At 71.0% G+C, this 21,192-nt stretch carries 3 protein-coding genes; all 3 read left to right on the top strand.

Translation table 11 applies throughout. From position 1 onward, the window contains the following. Positions 1–101 precede the first annotated feature (101 nt). The 3 genes from ACT53Q_RS00440 to ACT53Q_RS00430 are packed head-to-tail and all read left to right on the top strand — an operon-like array spanning position 102 to position 21,153. Positions 102–428, top strand: coding sequence for a hypothetical protein (locus tag ACT53Q_RS00440; RefSeq protein WP_476184699.1), 327 nt, complete (start codon positions 102–104; stop codon positions 426–428). A 38-nt stretch (positions 429–466) separates the two neighbouring features. Beyond that, a complete protein-coding gene (locus tag ACT53Q_RS00435) occupies positions 467–11,548 on the top strand; it encodes a beta-ketoacyl synthase N-terminal-like domain-containing protein (RefSeq protein WP_476184698.1) in 11,082 nt (3,693 codons plus the stop codon). 8 nt (positions 11,549–11,556) lie between these two features. Next, positions 11,557–21,153: an SDR family NAD(P)-dependent oxidoreductase gene (locus tag ACT53Q_RS00430; protein WP_476184697.1), complete on the top strand. Its 9,597-nt coding sequence runs from the start codon at positions 11,557–11,559 to the stop codon at positions 21,151–21,153. Positions 21,154–21,192 lie beyond the last annotated feature (39 nt).

The raw sequence follows: 21,192 nt of genomic DNA, 5'->3' as shown, positions 1-21,192 counted from the left end.
GGAGTCTGTTTGAATGGTCGTGGGGAAGGGGCATTTGCAAAGTCGTCAGATTTGGACCGACCTCCAGCGTGATGAGCCCTTGAAAGCTCAAGGAAAGTGTGATGTGTGCGCGGTTTCGCCGCGCCGTTGTCTTGAAGGATCGAGCATTGGGCGTATTTGTCTCAGAAGTGTCGTCTCCCTTCGATTGGATTCGTCAACTCATTTCTGATCGTCTCGTGCAGGCTTCCGGCAACGCGCCGGCGTCTTCCGGGACGCGGATCCTTTCGCCTGTCGATGACCAGAACGCCCTGCACGGCGCGTTCGATGCGCCGGGGATCGCGAGCGAAGCCAGGCTGCCCGCCCAGCGCGTGCTGGTGAAGGTGGTGCCTGATGCAGCGCCCGACGATCCGGCGGTATCGCAAGGGATCCGCCATCACCCGCGTCACTAAAAAAGATCCACGAATTTCACAGGGATGTAGTAACGCTCATGAACGCATCGGACAAGACTCCAAGGAGCGGGCACGCGCCGTCGCACACGACCGCGTCCGAACTGGAAGCCGCCCGGCTGCCGGTCGATGCCGAGCGCCTGGCCACGGCCATCGTGGCAGCGCAGTTGCGCGCGCTGTTCGCGGACACGCAGGGCGATTGCCTGCCCGCGGACGCGATCGCCGGCCTGAGTCCCGCGCATGCGCGCTGGCTGGAGGCGAGCCTGCGCCATCTTGAACGCCATGGCCTGCTCGCTGTCGACGGACAGCGCTGTCGATTCACGACGGACGCGTCGCTCGATGCGCTGTGGCGGTCGTGGGACGAGGCGATGGTCGCCTGGGTCGGCAACGACAATCACCGCGCGTATCTGGTCCTGATCGATGCCTGCCTGCGCAATCTGTCGGACATCCTGACCGGTGCCGTCCGCGCGACCGACGTGATGTTTCCCGAGTCCTCGATGCACCTGGTCGAGGGCATCTACAAGCACAATCCCATCGCCGACCATTTCAACCGCGTCCTCGGCGAGCATCTGCGCACCGAACTCGCGGGCAGGGCAGCGCGCGGCGAGCGCGGCCTGCGCCTGCTCGAGATCGGCGCCGGTACCGGCGGCACCACCGCCATGCTGCTGCCGGTGCTGCGCAGCTTCGGTGATCTGGTCGAGGAATACTGCTACACCGATCTGTCCAAGGCCTTCCTGTTGCACGCGGAAGAGACCTACCAGCCGCAGTTCCCGGCGATCCGCACGGCGATCTTCGATGCCGGCAAGCCCCTGGCACTGCAGTCGGTCGAAGGCGATCACTACGACGTGGTGATCGCCACCAACGTGCTGCATGCCACGTCGAACATGCGCGAGACGATGCGCAACGCCAAGGCGCTGCTCAAGCGTGGCGGCATCGTGCTCATCAACGAACTCAGCGAATGGGCGTGGTACACCCACTTCACGTTCGGCATGCTCGACGGCTGGTGGCTGTTCGAGGACGAATCGCTGCGCCTGCCCGGCTGTCCCTGCCTGTCGCCCGGGCACTGGCAAAAGCTCCTGAAACTGGAGGGGTTCAGGGAGATCCGTTTCCCCGCCTCCGATGACCACGGCCTCGGACAACTGGTCGTGGTCGCGTCCAGCGACGGTGTGGTCCGCCAGCGCCTGGTTCCGCCGGGCGCTTACGCCGGTGCGGCGGTGCCTGCGCCGGCCGCGCGGCCACGTGTGCCGGCGCCCGTACACGCGCCCACTGCGGCGCCCGCAATCGCAAGTGCAACCGCAACCACCGACGATGCCGCATTGCGCGAGGCCTGCGCGACGCTGTTCCGCGAGATGATCGGCGGCGCGTTGCGCATGGACCCGCGCGAGATCGAACTCCAGCGTGCGCTCGAGCATTACGGGCTGGACAGCATCCTCGTGGTCCAGTTGACCACGCGCTTCCGCAAGCTGTTCCCGGACGTGCGCAGCACGCTGTTCTTCGAAGTGAAGAGCATCGACGGCCTGGTGCGCCATTTCCTCGACAAGGACCGGGCAACGGTCGTGGCGGTGCTCGCCGAGCGCGGCCTCGTCGGCACCGCGCCGCAGGCTGCGGTGCCGGCGGCACCGTCGAGAGCCCCCGCACGCCGGACGTTGCCATCGTCTTCGATGTCGGCCCCGGCCGCCGCTGCGACACCGGTGCCGGCGGTGGCCGCATCGGTCGACGCCCTTGATGATGACGGCCTGCGCAAGGCCTGCGCGACGCTGTTCCGCGAGATGATCGGCGGCGCGCTGCGCATGGACCCGCGCGAGATCGAGCCGCATCGTGCGCTCGAGCACTACGGGCTGGACAGCATCCTCGTGGTCCAGCTGACCACGCGCTTCCGCAAGCTGTTCCCGGACGTGCGCAGCACGCTGTTCTTCGAAGTGCAGAGCGTCGACGGCCTGGTGCGCCACTTCTTCGAGAAGGACCGGGCGGCCGTGATGTCGGTGCTCGCCGAGCGCGGAATCGCTGCCGGCCCCGTCGCGAATGCCGGCGTGTCGAACGCCGCCGCGATCGCGCCGATGCCTGGCGCCGCGCCTTCGCCGCCGCGCGCCGGACGCGCCGAAGGCCGCCGTTTCGCGCCGCGCAGGCCGGAAGCGGCATCGATGCCCGCGCCGACGCCTCCGTCGATCCCCGTCCACGCGCCGGCCACGCCGGTGGAGACCGCGCCCGCGCAGGGTGCGGTGCCGTTCGATGTCGCCATCATCGGCCTGAGCGGCCGCTACCCGCAGTCGCCCGATCTCGAACGCTTCTGGGACAACCTGTCGGCCGGCCGCAACTGCATCGGCGAGGTCCCGGCCGACCGCTGGCACTGGCAGGACTACTACGACCCGGAGAAGGGCAAGGCCGGCAGCAGTTACAGCCGGTGGGGCGGATTCATCAGCGACATCGACAAGTTCGATCCGCTGTTCTTCCGGATTGCACCCCGGGAAGCGAAGAAGATCGATCCGCAGGAACGCCTGTTCCTGGAGACCAGCTATCACGCGATCGAGGACAGCGGCTACACGCCGCAGACCCTCTCGCCGACCGGCAAGGTCGGCGTGTTCGTGGGCGTGATGAATTCGCGCTACACGGTGCAGCCGCTGTACTACTCGGTCGCGAACCGGGTGTCGTTCCTGTTCGATTTCTCCGGTCCGTCGTTCGCGGTGGACAGCGCCTGCTCCTCGTCGCTGACCGCGATCCATCTCGCGCTCGACAGCCTCTACGGTGGGCTGTGCGACGCCGCGATCGCCGGCGGCGTCAGCCTGATCGTCGACCCGCAGCACATGATCGAGCTCTCCGCGCTCGGCATGCTGTCGGAAGGCGCGGAATGCCGCTCGTTCGGCCGCAACGCCGACGGGTTCGTCGACGCCGAGGGCGTGGGCGCGGTGATCCTCAAGCCGCTGGCGCAGGCGGTGCGCGACGGCGACCACATCCATGCGGTGATCAAGGCCAGCGCGCTGAACGCCGGCGGCCGCACCCACGGCTACACGGTGCCGAATCCGGTCGCCCAGGCCGACGTGGTCTCGACCGCGCTGGCACGCGCCGGCGTCGATTCCACCGATGTGAGTTATCTCGAAGCGCACGGCACCGGCACCGCGCTCGGTGATCCGATTGAGGTCGCCGGCCTCACCCGCGCCTTCCGCGAGCGCGCGCGCGCCGACGGCGTCGCACGCGGCCGGCATTGCGCGATCGGTTCGCTGAAATCCAACATCGGCCACTGCGAGTCCGCCGCAGGCATCGCCGGGTTGACCAAGATCCTGCTGCAGTTGCGCCATCGCCAGCTGGTGCCGTCGCTGCATGCGGAGCAGATCAACGACGAGATCGATTTCGAGGCCACGCCGTTCCGTCTCCAGCGCGAACTCGCCGCATGGCAGCCGCCGGTCGAGGCCGGGCGCGAAATCCCGCGCATCGCCGGCCTCTCGTCGTTCGGCGCCGGCGGCGCCAACGCCCATCTCGTCGTGCAGGAAGCGCCTGCACGCGCCCGTCCGCGCACCGGCGACGCCGGACCGTGGCTGGTGCCGCTGTCGGCGCGTACCGCCGAGCAGTTGCAGGAGAAGATCCGGCAACTCGCGACCTTCCTGCGTCGCGAAGGCGCCGGCATCGACCTGGCCTCGCTGGTGTACACGTTGCAGGTCGGCCGCGAGGCGATGGACGAGCGGATCGTGCTGCAGGTCGATTCCCTCGACGACCTGCGCCGCCGCCTGCAGGCGCTCGCGGACGGCCAGCGCGTCGATCCCGAGCCGCAGCGCGGGAATGTCCGCAAGCAGCGCGAATTCCTCGCCGCCTGCCGCGCCGACGCCGGTTTTGCCGCGCGCTGCGACGCCTGGCTCGCGGCGCGCGATCTGGCGCGCATCGCCGAGCATTGGGCGAAGGGCGTCGAGATCGACTGGACGCGGCTGTACGGCGATGCGCGTCCCGGCCGCATCCCGCTGCCGACCTATCCGTTCGCGCGCGACCGTCACTGGATGGCGCCGCAGCGCACGCTCGGCGCGGGTGCGCCCGTCGCGGCGAAGCACCCGCTGCTCCAGCGCAACACTTCGACCCTGCGCTATCCCGCCTACGGCGTCGAACTGAAGGGCGACGAACGTTTCCTCGCCGCCGACGCGGCCGGCCGGCGTCGCCTGCCGGCGCTGCTGGGCCTGGAGATGGCGCGCGCCGCCGTCGCCGAGGCCTATCCCGACGATCTCGCCGCGCGTGCGCTGCGCTTCGAGGCGATCGCGCTGGACGACGAGCTGAGTATCGAACCGGGCTGCCTGCTGCAGATCGCGCTGCTGCCCGACAGCGACGACGCGCTGCGTTTCGAGATCCACAGTGCCCAGGGCGATGCGGAGCGGGTCCACGCCCAGGGTCTGGCGCGTTTCGGCGACGCCGACGCGGCCGTGCAGGCCGAGGTCGAGCGCTTCGCGTCGCGGCTCGCCGGCGGACTCGCCGCCGACGCCTTCCGGACGCAGGTCGCGGCGCTGGGCCTCGGCGATCGCGCCGACGCCTCCGCGGCCCGCCGGGTCGCGCGCACTGCACGCGAGGCGGTCTTCGAATACGCCATCGCCGACACCGCCGCGACTGGCGGCTGGGGCTTGCCGCCCGACCTGCTCGCTTTGTTGCTCGACGGCGCGGGCTGGCTGTCGGCCGAACTCGGGTCGCTGCCGACGCCGCCGTTCGAATGGCAGGTCCGCGCCATCGATGCGGTCCGGTTCCACGCGCACACTGCGCCGCAGGGCTATCTCGTGCTGCGCTGCGCCGATTCGACGTCGGCCGATGCCGCCGCTTCGCACTGGGACGCGACCGTCTGCGACCTGCAGGGCCATCCCGCGTTCGAGATCCACGGTCTCCAACTGGCATGCGTTCCGGTCGGGCAGGGCGTGATCGAGGCGGCCGTCACGACGGTCGCCGCCACGGTCGCCGCCACGGTCGCCGCGACGACGGCGTCCCCGGCCGCGGCTGTCGCCGCGCCGCCCGCGATCGAAGTGCAGCCGGCCGCGCCGGCACCGGTGCTGCCGGAGGCCGGGCGTCGCATCGCCTTCCTGCGCGCGACGCCCTCGGTCGTCCGTGCGCCGGTGCCCCTGGTCAAACCGCAAGCCCTGACCCTGCCGGCCGCGGATTCGGTCGCGTTCGGCGCTCTGTCCACTGCGCGCCCCACGATCGCGCTGCCGAAGCCCTCGCTCGAATCGCTGGCGGGCAACGGCGCAGGCGATGGCGTGGTGGTCGATGCCGACGCCGATCTCGCGACGGCCTGCATCGATCTGCGTGCGCTCGGTGACGGCGTCTATGCGCTGCGCATCGCGCAGGGCGCGCCGACGGCCACCGCCGTCGACCAGCTCCTGCAGGCGCTGGACCACGTCCGCGAACGCGCGGACGCGAAGGTGCTGCTGCTCGGCGACATCGCGCACGCGTTCCCGCCGGGCGAGGCTGCCGCGCTCGACGTGGCCCTCCGTGCGGGCCTGCATCGCGCGCTGCTCGGCTTCCCGCTGCCGACCATCGCCGCGTTGCACGACGACACCATCGGCGTCGGCTTCCTGCTCGCCGCGCTGTGCGATTTCATGGTCGGTGCGCAGGACGCGCGCTATGGCTTCGCCGATCCGCAGCGAGGGTTGCTCGCCACCGACGCCGAAGCCGACCTGCTCGCGGCCCGTTTCGGCGCCGCGCATGCCGATGACCTGCTCCATGTCGGCGGCGTCCAGTCCGGCCAGGCGCTGGTCGCCAAGGGCTGGACCTTCCCGATCGTCGAACGCGGGGAGGTCGAGTCCGCGGCCGTCGCGCTCGCTGCGTCGATCGCGGCCAAGCCGCGCACCTCGCTGGAACTGCTCAAGGCGCGTCTGGTCGAGACGCTCGCGCCGCTGGTCGAGCGCCTTGGCCGCGAACCGCGACCGCAGGTCGCGCAGGGTGCGGCCCGCAAGTCCGCGCCCGCCACCGCGCGCAAGCGGCCCGCCGTGCGCGCCGGCTTCGCCGTCGACATGCTGTCCGACGCGGTCGCCTCGATCCGCATCGGCACCGAGGCCCGCGATCCGTCGCGCCTGCTCGCCGACCTGCGCGCCACGGTCGACGATCTCGCGCCGCGCGGCCACGCCGTGCTGGTGCTGCGCAGCGACCATCCCGGTTTCCTGCCCGCGCTCGGCGCGCAGGCGGACACGGCGCCCGTCGTCGCGGCCTTCGGTGCGCTGCAGGCGAGCCTGACGGCGTTCCCGGCGCCGGTGCTGGTCGCGTTCGAGCACGATGCCGACGGCCTCGGCTGGCTGCTCGGCCTGAGCGCCGACGCCTGCGTGCACGGCGCGGCCGGCCGCGCCTCGGCCGACGCGCTGTGGCGCGATCCGGCGCTGCTGCGGCAGGCGCTGCCGCTGTTCGCGCGTCGCCTCGGCGACAACCTCGCCCGCGAGTGCCTGTTCGGCGGTGCGCCGATCGACGCCGCCGCGCTCAGCGCCGGCGCGGCGATCGTCGCCGACGACGCATCGGCTGCTGCGCTGGCCCTGGTCGATGCTTCGCCGCTGCGTTCGCCCGAAGCGTTGCAGCAATGGCGTCGACGCCGCGCGGTCGCGGTCGAAGTCGCCGACGCGCCGGTCGCCGGCGAACGCCGCACCGCGCCGCTGCCGTCCTCGCCCGCGATCGAAACCGAACTGCGCGACAACGGCGTCCTCGTCGTGCGCATGGTCGACCGCGATGCGAAGAACATGTACTCGCCGGCGCTCGTCCGCGGGCTGGAAGAGGTGTTCGCGCACATCGACGGCTGCGACGATTACCGCGCGGTTGTCCTCACCGGTTACGACACCTACTTCGCCTGCGGCGGGACCCGCGACAGCCTGCTCGCGATCCAGCAGGGCGCCGCGAAGTTCACCGACACCAAGGTCTACCAGCTGCCGACGAGCTGCCGCGTGCCGGTCATCGCCGCGATGCAGGGCCACGCCATCGGCGGCGGCTGGACGCTCGGCATGTTCGCCGACCTCTGCCTGTTCAGCGCCGAAAGCCGCTACATCAGCCCGTACATGCAGTACGGCTTCACGCCGGGCGCGGGCGCCACGCTGGTGTTCCCGAACCGGCTGGGCCTGGACCTGGCCCGCGACACGCTGTTCACCGCCCGCGAGCACACCGGCAGCGAGCTGCGCGGCAAGGGTCTGCCGCACGTCTGCGTGCCGCGCGCCGAGGTGCTGCCGCGTGCGCTGGCGCTGGCCGATGCGATCGCCTCGCGCCGCCGCGAGGATGCGATCGCGGTCAAGCATCACTTCAGCGCCGCGCAGCAGGCCGAGGTCGAAGCGACCTATGCCCGCGAACTGGAGATGCACGACCGCAGCTTCGTCGGTCGCGGCGACGCCCTGCAGGGCGTGATGCAGCACTTCCGCGACGATCGCGACACCGCGACGGCCACGGCGGCCGCGCTCGCCGCACCGGCGCCCGCCACGGTCGCGGCACCGCCCGTCGCGGCGGCGCCTGCTGCACCCGCCGTCGACGTCGACGGCATCGCCGAGGTCCTGCGCTCGCTGCTGGCGACCGAACTGCAGATGCGCGCTGAAGAGGTCGACGAGGACACCCAGTTCGTCGATCTCGGCCTGGATTCGATCACCGGCGTGACCTGGATCCGCAAGGTCAACGCCGAATACGGCACGAAGATCGAGGCGACGAAGGTCTACAGCCATCCCACGCTGCGCCAGTTCCGCGACTTCGTGGTCGCCCTGGTGTCGGCGAAGCGCGGCCCGGCGCCCGTGGTGCCCGCGCCTGCGGTGCCCGCTCCGGCACCTGCGCCGGAACCGATCGTCCGCGTCGAACCTGCCGTCGTCGAGTCTGCCGTCATCGCGACGCCGCAGGCCGCGACCGGCCTCGCGCCCGACGGCGAGGCCGAGCTGTGCGCGGCGCTCAAGCGCATGCTCGCGCAGGAGCTGCAGATGGCGGAGGACGATGTCGACGAGCATCGCCAGTTCGTCGAACTCGGCCTCGACTCGATCAGCGGCGTGACTTGGGTGCGCAGGATCAACGCGACCTACGGCACGAAGATCGAAGCGACCAAGGTCTACAGCCATCCGACGCTGGCCGAGTTCAGCCGATTCCTCTCGACATCGCTGCCTGCGCGTCCGGCTTCGCCGTCGCCGTCGCCTGCGCCGGCCGTGCGCGCCGTCCCGCAGCCCGCTGTCGCCACGCCCGCCACGCCCGCCGCACGTGCGCTCACCGCCGCCGCGCCGCAGGCGCAGCGTCTCGGCTCCTGGCGCAACCGCGGCGTCCGCCGCAGCCCGGCGATCGGCCACGACGCCATCGCCGTGATCGGCATCGCCGGGCAGTTCCCGCGCGCGAAGTCCCTCGACGAGTTCTGGCGCAACATCGCCGGGGCACGGGAGTGCATCGACGTCGTGCCGGAACTGCGCTTCGACATCGAACGCTATTTCAGCGAAGACATCTCCATCCCCGGCACCACCAACAGCCGCTGGATGGGCGTGCTCGACGACTGCGACGCCTTCGATCCGCTGTTCTTCAACATCGCGCCGACCGAAGCCGAGGTCATGGATCCGCAGCAGCGCCTGCTGTTGCAGAACTGCTGGCATGCGATCGAGAACGCCGCGATCGACCCGCGCAGCCTCTCGGGCAGCCGCTGCGGCGTGTTCGTCGGCTGCGGCGCGACCGATTACCACGATCGCTCGCGCGAGCACCGGCTGAGCACGCAGGGCTTCACCGGCGCGGCGGTGTCGATCCTCGCCGCCCGCATCGCCTATTTCCTCAACCTGCAAGGCCCGTGCCTGTCGATCGACACCGCCTGCTCGTCCTCGCTGGTCGCGATCGCCACCGCCTGCGACAGCCTGCTGGCGCAGAACTGCGATCTCGCGCTGGCCAGCGGCGTGGCGGTCATGGCCGGGCCGATGATGCACGTCAATACCGGACAGTCCGCGATGTTGTCGGTGGACGGCCGCTGCTACGCCTTCGACCATCGCGCCAACGGTTTCGTGCCGGCCGAGGGCGTGGGCACGGTGATGCTGAAGCGCCTGGCCGAGGCCGAGCGCGACGGCGACATCGTCCACGCCGTGATCCGCGGCTGGGGCATCAACCAGGACGGCAAGACCAACGGCATCACCGCGCCCAACCCGGTGTCGCAGACGCGGCTGATGCGCGCGGTCTACGACCGCTTCGGCATCGACCCGGCGGACATCCAGCTGATCGAGGCGCACGGCACCGGCACCAAGCTCGGCGACCCGATCGAAGTGGAGGGCCTGACCCAGGCGTTCCGCCACTACACCGACAAGACCCAGTACTGCGCGCTCGGTTCGGTCAAGGGCAACGTCGGCCACTGCCTGTGGGCGGCCGGCATCGCCGGCGTGCTCAAGCTGGTGCTGGCGCTGAAGCATCGCCAGTTGCCGCCTGCGGCGAGTTTCGAACGGCTCAATCCGCACATCGATCTCTCCGACAGCCCGTTCGTGGTCAACCACACGCTCAAGCCGTGGCCGGTGAATGCCCGCGGCGGGCGGGTCGGCGTGGTCAGCGCCTTCGGCTTCAGCGGCACCAACGCCCATCTCGTGCTGGAGGGCGCGCCGGAACGTGCGCCGCGCACGTCGCGCGACGCCGGTCCGGAGCGGCCGGTGCTGATCCCGCTGTCGGCCAAGACCCCCGAACAGCTGCAGCAGCGGGCGCTGGAACTCGCCGATGCGCTCGACGCCGACAACGCCCCCTCGCTGCTGGACGCGGCCTACACGCTGCAGATCGGCCGGCAGGCGATGGAAGAGCGCTGCGCGGTGGTCGCGCGCACGCGGGCCGAGCTCGTCGAACGCCTGCGCGCCTTCGCCGAAGGCGGCAAACCGCGCGGCCTGCATGTCGGCAGTACCCTGGCGCGCGCCGGCAAGCTGGCCTTCATCGGCCAGGACGGCGACCTGCAGGCGGTGCTGATCGAGACCTGCCTGCGCGAAGGCAAGCTCGACAAGCTCGCGGAGCTGTGGGTCGACGGCGTCGATCTGCACTGGCCGCTGCTGTATCGCGACATCGCGGCCGGCGCCCGTCCGCAGCGCATCGAACTGCCGCTGTATCCCTTCGCCAAGGAACGCTACTGGCTGGAGGACGCGACGTCGATGCCCGCACAGGATGGCGCGCTCACGACCAGCGTGCTGCATCCGCTGGTGCACGCCAACGCCTCGACCCTGCGCCAGCAGCGCTATCGCAGCACCTTCGACGGCAACGAATTCTTCCTGCGCGACCATCGCGTGCGTTTCGGCGAAGGTCCGGTCGAATCCGTGCTGCCGGGCGTCGCCTACCTGGAAATGGCGGCGGCGGCGATCGCGGATGCGCTCGCCGATGACGCCGCCGAGGCCGCCGGCCTGCGCGAACGGCTGGTGCTGAGCAATGTCGCCTGGTGGCGCCCGCTGTTCGTGGACGGCCCGACGACGGTCGAGATCGAGCTCGGCGCGGACGAGGGCGGCGCGATCGTGTTCGAGATCGTCAGCGGCACCGGCGACGCCCGCATCCTGCACTGCCAGGGCGAGGCCGGCCTGGTCGAGGCGGTGGGCGAACGCACTGCGGACGCCGCGCTGCTGGCCGCCGCACAGCGTGGCGAGCGCTGGGAGGGCGACGAGATCTACGCCGCATTCAACCGCGGCGGCCTGCACTACGGTCCGGCCCATCGCGGCCTCCGCAGACTGTCGCGCACCGGCGGGAAAGTGGTGGCCGAGGTGGAACTGGTCGCGCAGCGCGGTGACGCCAACGCCGGCATCGACGCCTATCGCATGCATCCCGGCGTCATGGATGCCGTCCTGCAGGCGTGCGTCGGCTTCCTGCCTTCGCTCCAGGCGCTGCCGCACGCGCCGTCGGTGCCGTTCACGCTGCGCTCGCTGACCCTGCACGCGCCGTGTCCGGCGGAAGCGCTCGCGGTGCTGACGCCGGTCGGCACCGGCGCAGGCGGCGCCGTCGAAGCCTGCGACGTCTCGATCTTCGGGCCCGATGGCGCCCTGTGCATCGACATCCGCGGCTTCGGCTGGCGCAGCGTGGACCGCATGCGGGTCGCAGGCCCTGCGACCGCCGCCTTCGACGATGACGAAGACGAAGACGACGCGCGGGCGTTCGATGAAGCGTTCTATCGGGAGCTGCTGGACAGCATCTCCAGGAAGGAAATGTCGGCCGAAGAAGCCGCAGAACTCGGGTTGTTGTCATGAAAGACTCCATGCTGCCCATCTTCCGCGCCGTTGCGGAAGGTCGAATCACCCAGGCCGAAGCGCTGGTCAGGATCAAGTCGCTGAAGCACCAGACGCGCGATGCGGGGCAGGGTGTCCTGCTCGCAGGCGTCGAGTGGGCGTCCTCGCCTGCGCGCGCCTCCGCCGCGCAGGCGCCGGACCGCGTGCTGCTGTGGGGCGTGCCGCGTCACGCGGTGGCCGCGCTGCAGGCGCTGCGCGCCGGCCAGACCATCGTCGAGCTGACGACACCGATGGCCGGCTCGTTCGAGGACGTGTTCGCGCTGGCGACCCTGCAGGCCTTCGAGGCGATCCGGTCGATGCTCGGCGCCGCTGCCGAGACGCGCGTCCTGCTCGTCGTCGCCGATGCCGCGGACGCGGCCGTCGCCACGGGCATCGAGGCGATGTGCCGGACCGCGATGGAGGAGAATCCCCGCTTCGCCGTCCGCACCGTGCGGGTGCCGGAGGACATCGACGGCGTCGAGCTGCGCAGCGTGGTGCGCGATGAATCCGCGACCGAGTCGCCGCGCGGCGTGGCCGTGCGCCATGTCCGCCACGACGGCGTGCTGCAGCGCGAAATCGCGCGCTGGCGCGTGCTGGAGCAAGGCGCCGCAGGCGATGCGCCGGCCGCTGCACCGGTGGTCTTCAAGGAAGGCGGCTGCTACCTGATCACCGGCGGTGCCGGCGGCATCGGCCTGCAGTACGCGCGCGAGATCGTCGCCCAGACCCGCACCGCGCGGATCGTGCTGAGCGGACGTTCGCCGCTGCGTGCGGACGCGCGCAAGGCGATCGATGCGCTGGCCACGCCCGCGCATCGCATCGATTACGTCGAACTCGACGTGACCCGCGCGGACGCGGTCGAAGCGCTGGTGGCGCGACTGCGCACGGAAGGGCATCCGCCGAGCGGCATCGTGCACTGCGCGGGCATCACCCGCGACGCCTTCGCGATCCGCAAGTCTGCGGACGACTTCGCGGCGGTGCTGGCGCCGAAGGTCGCCGGTCTGGTCCATCTGGATCGCGCCACCTACGACCTGCCGCTGGACTTCCTGCTGCTGTGCTCGTCGTTTTCCGCCTGCTGGGGCATCGTCGGCCAGATCGACTATGCCGCCGCCAACGCGTTCATGGACGCCTTCGCCGCGCACCGCAACCATCTGGCGGAGCGGGGCGAGCGCTGCGGCCGCACGCTGTCGGTGAACTGGCCGCTGTGGCGGGACGGTGGCATGACCCTGGATGCGGCGACCTGGGAACGGCTGCAGGACCACACCGGCATGCAGCCGCTGGCCACCGCCACCGCGATGCGCGCGACCTACCGCGGTTTCGCTCTGGGCGTCGACCGGCTGCTGGTGATGGAAGGCGACCTGCCGACGATGCAGGCGCTGCTGGAAGTCTCCGACTCGACGCCCGACGCCGCGCACGTGACTGCCCCGGTGCGCGCGGCTGGCGTCGTCGACGGCGATGCGGCGTCGGCCGGCATGAACGACGCGCTGCGCGCCCGTGCGCTCGAATACCTCTGCGTGCAGTGCGCCCAGGTGCTGAAGATCCCGGTCGCGCGCCTGCGCCCGGAGGCGCCGCTGGAGCAGTACGGCATCGATTCGATCCTGGCGATGAAGTTGGTGAGCCATCTCGAATCGATCTTCGGGCGGCTGCCGAAGACCCTGGCCTTCGAATACCAGACGATCGCGCAGCTCAACGGTTATTTCTGCGACACCCATGCGGAACGCCTGATCGAGATCCTCGCGCCGGAAAAGGTCGCGACGCGTCCCGCCGCGGTGCCCATGCCGACCGCGGCGACCTCGCGGGTGCCCGGCAAGCGCACCGCCTCCGCGCGCACGAAGACCGCCGCGCCGCCGCGCCGCGAGGCGATGCGTGCGGAGGAGGAGGGCGCGGTCGCGCTGTCGCCGGTTCCGGGCGAGCCGATCGCCGGCAAGCTCGTCTCGAACGAGCCCATCGCGATCGTCGGCCTCAGCGGCCGCTATCCGAATGCCTGGGACCTCGACGCCTACTGGCGCAACCTGTCGGAGGGCGTGGACTGCATCCGCGAGATCCCGGCCGAGCGCTGGCGCTGGCAGGACTTCTATCGCGAGCTGGCCCGGGGCGAGGCCCTCGACGCCGGGCAGCACAGCAGCAAGTGGGGCGGCTTCATCGAGGGTGCGGACGAATTCGACCCGCGCTTCTTCAGCATCACGCCCCGCGACGCCGAACAGATCGATCCGCAGGAGCGGCTGTTCCTGCAGCACGCCTGGATGGCGCTGGAGGATGCCGGCTACACCCGCGGTGCGCTGCAGACCTATCGCGGCGGCCAGGTCGGCGTGTACGCCGGCGTGATGTACGGCGAATACAACCGTTCGGGCAGCCTCGCCAGCATCGCCAATCGCGTGTCCTACGCGCTGAACGTGCACGGGCCAAGCATGACGCTCGACACCATGTGCTCGTCGTCGCTGACCGCGATCCACCTGGCCTGCCAGGACCTGCGCCTGGGCCGCACCGACATGGCGCTGGCCGGCGGCGTCAACCTCAGCATCCATCCCGGCAAGTACGGCATGCTCAGCGCCGGGCAGTTCATTTCCAGCGACGGCCATTGCCAGAGCTTCGGTGAAGGCGGCGACGGCTACATCCCGGGCGAAGGCGTGGGCCTGGCGGTGCTCAAGCGGCTGTCCGACGCCGAGCGCGACGGCGATGCGATCCACGCGATCATCCGCGGCAGCGCGCTGAACCATGGCGGCAAGACCAACGGCTACACGGTGCCGAACCCGCAGGCGCAGGCGGCGGTGATCGCCGATGCGCTGCGCGACGCGGGCGTCGATGCGCGCCACGTGAGCTACATCGAGGCGCACGGCACCGGCACCAAGCTGGGCGATCCGATCGAGATCGCGGCGCTGTCGAAGGCGTTCCGCGAGCACACGCAGGACACGGGTTTCTGCCTGATCGGTTCGGCGAAGTCGAACATCGGCCATTGCGAATCGGCGGCGGGCATCGCTGGCCTGACCAAGGTCGTGCTGCAGATGCAGCACCGCCAGATCGTGCCATCGCTGCACTCGGAACGGCTCAATCCGAACATCGATTTCGAGACCACGCCGTTCGAGGTCAACCAGCGCCTGCGTCCCTGGCGGGCACCTGTGATCGACGGCCGCGAGCTGCCCCTGATCGCGGGCCTGTCCTCGTTCGGTGCCGGCGGCAGCAACGCCCATCTGGTCATCGAAGCCTACGTCGACAACGCCGTGCGCGCCGTGCGCGAGGACGGCGTGCCCTGCGTCATGCTGCTTTCCGCGCGCACGCTGGCGCAGCTGCGGCAGAAGGCCGAGGACCTGAAGGCGTTCATCGAACGCAAGGCCGATCTCGACCTGCACAGCCTCGCCTACACCCTGCAGGTCGGCCGCGAGCCGATGGAGGAGCGGCTCGGGCTGCGCGCGGATTCGCGCGCCGAACTGCTGGACAAGCTCGCGACCTTCCTCGCCCTCGCCGAACCCGAGGACGGCGCGCTCGCCGACGATCTGTACTACGGCCAGTCGCGTCGTCACCGCGAGAGCATGGCGCTGTTCGCGGTCGACCGCGATCTGCAGGCCAGCGTCGACGGCTGGTTCGTCGCCGGCAAGGTCTCGCGACTGCTCGACGTCTGGACCAAGGGACTCGATCTCGATTGGCTGAAGCTGCACGGCGCGCCCTTGCCCGCGCGCATGCATCTTCCGGTGTATCCCTTCGCCCGCGAGCGCTACTGGCGCGAAGCGCCGGCGGACGCGCCCGTCGCCGGAGGCGCGGCGCAGGCCATGCATTCGCTGGTCCACCGCAACGCCTCGAAGCCGGGACGCCAGCAGTATTCCAGTACCTTCCGCGCCGACGATCCGCGGATCGCCGGCCTGCGCATCCAGGGCCATGCGGGCCTGCCACAGGGCCTGCAGATCGAAGCCGCACGCGTCGCGCTGGCGGACGCCATGCCGCAGGCCGGCGCCTGGGCGCTGCACGAGGTGCGTTTCGCCGCGCCGCGCACGGTCGACGGCCCGATCGAGCTCGAGATCGCGGTGCTGCCGCCCGGGCAGGGCGCATGGCCCGACCTGGACCGCACCGCGTTCGAACTCGTCGATGCCGGCGATGGCCACGTGTTCTCGCAGGGCCTGCTCGTCGCCTGTGACGAGGCCGCTGCGCCGGTGGTCGACATCGCGGCCGCCACGCGCGGCGCGTCGCCCCTCCATGCCGATCGGACTGCGATCCTCGCCGCACATCGTGCGCAGGGCATCGACATGGACGCGCTGCATCAGGCCACGGTCGCCGTGCAGCGCACCGCGGAGGGGCTGTGGCTGAGCTTTGCCGCCGCCGCGCCGTCGTCCGCGTTCGCCGACTGCGCGATCGATCCGTCCCTCGTCGATGCGGCGCTGTGCGCGGCGCCCTGGCTGCGTTCCGGCCACGATGCGCTCCTGCTGCCCGCCTGCTTCGCGACGATGCGCGCGTATCCCGTCGCCGCCCGCCCGCGCCACGCGTCGATCCGTCCGCATGGCGTGCAGCAGGGCGACGCACTCTGCGTCGACATCGACCTGTGCGCCGAAGACGGCACGGTCTGCGCCGCATTCACTGCGGTGACGCTGCTGCCGGCCGTCGTGACCGCGGCGCCGCGCGTCGAGCGCGCCGCAATGCCGGCCGCCACCGTCGCCCTGCCGTCGAGCGCCGCCCACGCTGCGCCGGTTGCTGCATCGGCTCTGCCTGCGCCCGCGCCGGCGACGCCCATGCCCGAACGCCGCTTCGCGGCACGCGCGGCCGATGCGGTCGGCACGGCCGCGTTCGCGTCCACCGGCGTGCTGCCGAAGCCCGCGATCACGCTGTCCGTGCCCGATCAGGCGCTCGAACTGCAGCTCGCGCCCGCGGCCAAGCCCTCGCTGTCCCTCGCGGGGCGAGAGGACACGGCTGCTGACGCCGCTGCGCCGGCTTCGGTCACGTTGCGCGAGGAAGGCGAGGGCGTCTTCGCCCTGCGTCTGTCCGCCGCCGACGGTCGCGTCGACGCCGGGCTGGTCGATGCGCTGGCCCAGGCGCTCGCGTTCGCCGGCGGACTGCCGTCGCTCAAGGCGCTGCTGATCGAAAGCGCCGACGACGTCTTCCTGCAGGGCGAAGCGGGCGTCCTCGCCGACGAGGCCGGGCGCGCCCTGCTGCAGACGCTGGCCGCCTTCCCCGCGCCGACCGTCGCGCTGCTGTCCGGGTCGGCGCTCGGCGCCGGCTTCCGCATCGCCTGTGCCTGCGATCTGGTGCTGGCGGTGGAAGACCAGCGCTACGGCTTCACCGGTGACGACGCCGGCTTGTCCGTGCTCGATGCCGCCGACGCCGCGTGGCTCGCCGCGCGTTTCGGCGAAGCGTTGGCGCTGCGTCTGGTCACCGACGCCCAGCCGCTCGACGGTCGCGCCCTGCAGGCCGCCGGCTGGGGCGCGGGCGTGGTGCCGCGTTCGGCCTTCGCCGCCGCGGTCGACGCGCTGCGCGCCGGTCTGTCCGACAAGTCGGCGAACGCCCTGCGCCTGCTCAAGACGCATCTGGCGCGTGAATTCGAAGCCGCGATCACCGCGACCGCTGCTTCGATCGAAGGCGCTGATGCCGCCGCGCCCGTCCAGGACGGGTCGCAGGCCGACGCGCTCGCGGCGCGCCTGCGTGCATTCGCGGAGGTCGCCGCCGAGCGCGCGCCCATGCTGTCGACGTATCGCCTGTCGGCCCCCGCGCCGCAGGACGCCGTCGCGGCCGAGCCTGCCGCCGTCGCGACCGCGGAAGCGCTGTCGCTGTCGTCGACCGTGGTCCGCGCCAGCGTCGACGCCGACGGCGTGGTGCTGGTGCGGCTGGAGGATCGCGACGCGCGCAACATGTTCTCCGATGCGCTGATCGCCGGCCTGGAGGAGGTCTTCGAGCGCATCGCGCAATCGCCGGCGTACAAGGCGGTCGTGCTCACCGGTTACGACACCTACTTCTCCTCCGGCGGCACCCGCGACGGGTTGAAGGCGATCCAGGAAGGCAAGGTCCGCTTCACCGACCACGACGTCTTCCAGCTGCCGATGCGCTGCCCGCTGCCGGTGATCGCGGCGATGCAGGGCCACGGCATCGGTGCCGGCTGGACGCTCGGCCTGTTCTGCGACGTCGTGCTGTTCAGTGCGGAAAGCCGTTACCTCAGCCCGTACATGAACTTCGGGTTCACCCCGGGCGCCGGCGCCACCGGCATCCTGCCGGCGCGGCTGGGCTTCGATCTGGCCCGCGACAGCCTGTTCACCGGCCGCGAGATCACCGGCGAGGAACTGGCGCGACGCAATCCGCAGCTGACCGTGCTGCCGCGTGACCAGGTGCTCGACCAGGCCCTCGCGATCGCCCGCGGCTACGCCCGCCGTTCGCGCGAAGACCTGTGCGCCGCGAAGGTCGCCCGCGTGGCGCCGCACTTCGCGGCGTGGCAGGCGCTGCTCGCGCGCGAGGTCGAGATGCACGCGTCCACGCTCGTGGGCCAGCGCGACACGCTCGACCGCATCGAACAGCGGTTCGCGCCCGGCCAGCGGGTCGAGGCCGATGCGCCGGCCGCCGGCACGGTCGCGCCCGCGACCACGACTGCTGCACGTCCCGCACCGGCCGCCGCCACCGACATCCTGCCGGTCATCCGCAGGCTGCTCGCCGAGGAACTGCGCCTCGAGGACGGGGAGATCGATCCCCGCACCCAGTTCGTCGACCTGGGCCTGGATTCGATCTCCAGCGTGGCGTGGATCCGCAAGATCAACGAACGCTTTGGTCTGTCGATCGAGGCGACCAAGGTCTACAGCTACCCGAACCTGCAGAAGTTCGCCCAGCACGTGGCCGACCAGCAGTCGGCGGGCACGGACGCGGCCCCGCCCGCGGACGCCGCGCCCGCGCGCGCTGCCACGCCGCCGCCGAGCCGTCAGGCGCCGCTCCCGACGCCGCAGGCTGCGCCGCAGCCCGCACCGCCGGCCGCCGCTGCATCGGTGCGCGCCCGCGTCGATCTGGGCGCGGTGCGGCGCACGCTCATCGAGCTGCTGGCGCAGGAACTGCGCCAGGAACCGGAGAGCATCGACGCACATCGCGGTTTCGTCGAACTCGGCCTGGATTCGATCTCCGGCGTCACCTGGGTCCGCGCGATCAACCGGACTTACGGCACCGAGGTCGAAGCCACACGCGTCTACACCTATCCGACGGTCGAACAGTTCGCCCGCCACGTCCGCGATCTGCTGGCACAGCGTGACGCGGAGCAGGCGCCCGCTGCGACGTCCGAGGCGGCCGCGACCCCGGTCGCGACGGCGCCGGTCGAAATGCGCCCGGCAACGACGCACGTCCTGCACCACGATTGGCCGGCGCTGCAGTCGTGGCGCGGCGACGACGCGGCGCTTCCCGCGCAGATCGTCATGCCCGCGCAGACCGCGGTCCCGGCGCTGCATGCGGCGGAGGTCGCGGTGATCGGCATGGCCGGCCGCTTCCCGATGGCGAAGGACCTGGATGCCTTCTGGGACAACATCGCCAACGGCCGCAACTGCGTCAGCGAGGTGCCCGCCTCGCGCTGGGACGCCAACGCCTATTACGTCGAAGGCCAGCCCGGCGTGGGTCAGAGCAATTCGAAGTGGATGGGCGTGCTCGAAGGCCACGACCGCTTCGATCCGCTGTTCTTCGGCCTCTCGCCGGTCGAGGCGGAGTCGATGGACCCGCAGCAGCGCATCTTCATGGAGTGCTGCTGGCATGGCATCGAGAATGCCGGCTACACCGCCGAACAGCTGTCGGGCACCCGCTGCGGCGTGTTCGTCGGCTGCGCCCACGGCGACTACAACCTGCTGTCGCGCGAACAGCAGATCAACGCGCTGGGCTTCACCGGCGGCGCCACTTCGATCCTCGCGGCGCGCGTCTCGTATTTCCTGAACCTGCAGGGCCCCTGCGTCTCGATCGACACCGCCTGCTCGTCGTCGCTGGTCGCGATCTCCAGCGCCTGCGACAGCCTGATCACCGGCGCCGCGGACATGGCGCTGGCCGGCGGCGTGTACGTGATGTCCAGCGCCGACATGTTCCTGAAGACGGCGCATGCCGGCATGCTGTCACCCGACGGTCGCTGCTACACCTTCGACCAGCGCGCGAACGGTTTCGTGCCGGGCGAGGGCGTCGGCGTGATCATGCTCAAGCGCCTGGCCGATGCCGAACGTGACGGCGATGACATCATCGGCGTGATCCGCGGCTGGGGCGTGAACCAGGACGGCCGCACCAACGGCATCACCGCGCCGAACGCGGAATCCCAGCAGCGCCTGTTGCGCGACGTCTACGCGCGCTTCGGCATCGACCCCGGCGCGATCGAGCTGATCGAGGCCCACGGCACCGGCACCAAGCTCGGCGACCCGATCGAGATCGACGGGCTGAAGTCCGCCTTCCTGCCCGCGACCGACCGCAAGCGCTACTGCGCCATCGGTTCGGTGAAGACCAACATCGGCCATTGCCTCACCGCGGCGGGTGTCTCCGGCTTCATCAAGCTGCTGCTGGCGCTGCGCCACCGCCAACTGCCGCCGAGCATCAACTACGAGACCCCGAACGAACACCTCGATCTCGACAACAGCCCGTTCTTCGTCAACACGACCCTGCGCGACTGGGCCACGCCGGCGAACGGGCCGCGCCAGGCCGCGATCAGCTCGTTCGGCTTCAGCGGCACCAACGCGCATCTGGTGATCGCCGAACACGTGGCGTCGGCCACTGCCGTCGCCGCGCCGGCGCCGATGCCCGCGTCGGGCGTGATCGTCCCGCTGTCGGCACGCACCGCCGACCAACTGATGCAGAAGGCGAAGGACCTGCGCGAGTGGATCCAGACCGGGGTCCAGTCGGGCCGGGCGCTCGATCCGGTTGCCCTGGCCGGCACCCTGCAACTGCATCGCGATGCGATGGACGAGCGTCTGTGCTTCGTCGCGCACAGCCTCGGCGAGGTGGTCGATGTGCTCACCCGCTTCATCGACGGGGCCGGCGCACAGCGCTCGCTGCCGCATGGGGCCTTCGCCGCGCACGTGCGCCAGGGCCGCGAAAGCGTGCGTCTTCTGAACGAAGATGCGACCATGGCGGAACTGGTGGTCGATCGCTGCATCGCGGACGGCAACCTGACCAGGCTCTGCGAACTGTGGGTGAAGGGCCTGGCGCTGGACTGGGGGAAACTGCACGGCGAGCGTCGGCCGTCGCTGCTCGCGCTGCCGCCGTACCCGTTCGCCGAAGACACTTACTGGATCGCGCCGGGGGACAGCGTCTACGCGGCCCAGCCGGTGCAGCGCGGCGACCGCCCCGTGCATCGGCATCCGCTGCTGCAGGAGAAGGTTGCCGACCTGCGCGAGCAGGGCTACCGGCACAGCGTCGCGGGGCAGGGGGCCGAAGCGGAGTCCGCGCGGCGGGCCCAGCGGATCCATCTGCCGACCTATGCCTTCGCCCGGGTGCATTGCTGGATCCCGTCGAAGGAAGAGGTGGCCGCGAGTTCCGCGGGTACGGCACCGCCGACGCGCAGCGACCATGGCGGCGCCGGCCTGCCGGATTTCGACGCCATCGCCGCGCTGTTCGCAGCGCTGGAAGAGGACCGGCTCAGCACCGGGGAAGTCGCGGCACGGGTGAGGCAACTGGCGTGAAACCTCCGGTCCGCACAATCGGGTGGGCCGGATTCCGGC

It is taken from the genome of Lysobacter sp. DMC97, assembly GCF_056313745.1.
This window is presented reverse-complemented; position numbering and strand designations above follow the sequence as displayed.

What these genes read in the sequence shown, in the direction of transcription:
- ACT53Q_RS00435 (WP_476184698.1), top strand. Translation starts at nt 467, where the DNA reads ATGAACGCATCGGACAAGACTCCAAGGAGCGGGCACGCGCCGTCGCAC.
- ACT53Q_RS00440 (WP_476184699.1), top strand. Translation starts at nt 102, where the DNA reads ATGTGTGCGCGGTTTCGCCGCGCCGTTGTCTTGAAGGATCGAGCATTG.
- ACT53Q_RS00430 (WP_476184697.1), top strand. Translation starts at nt 11,557, where the DNA reads ATGCTGCCCATCTTCCGCGCCGTTGCGGAAGGTCGAATCACCCAGGCC.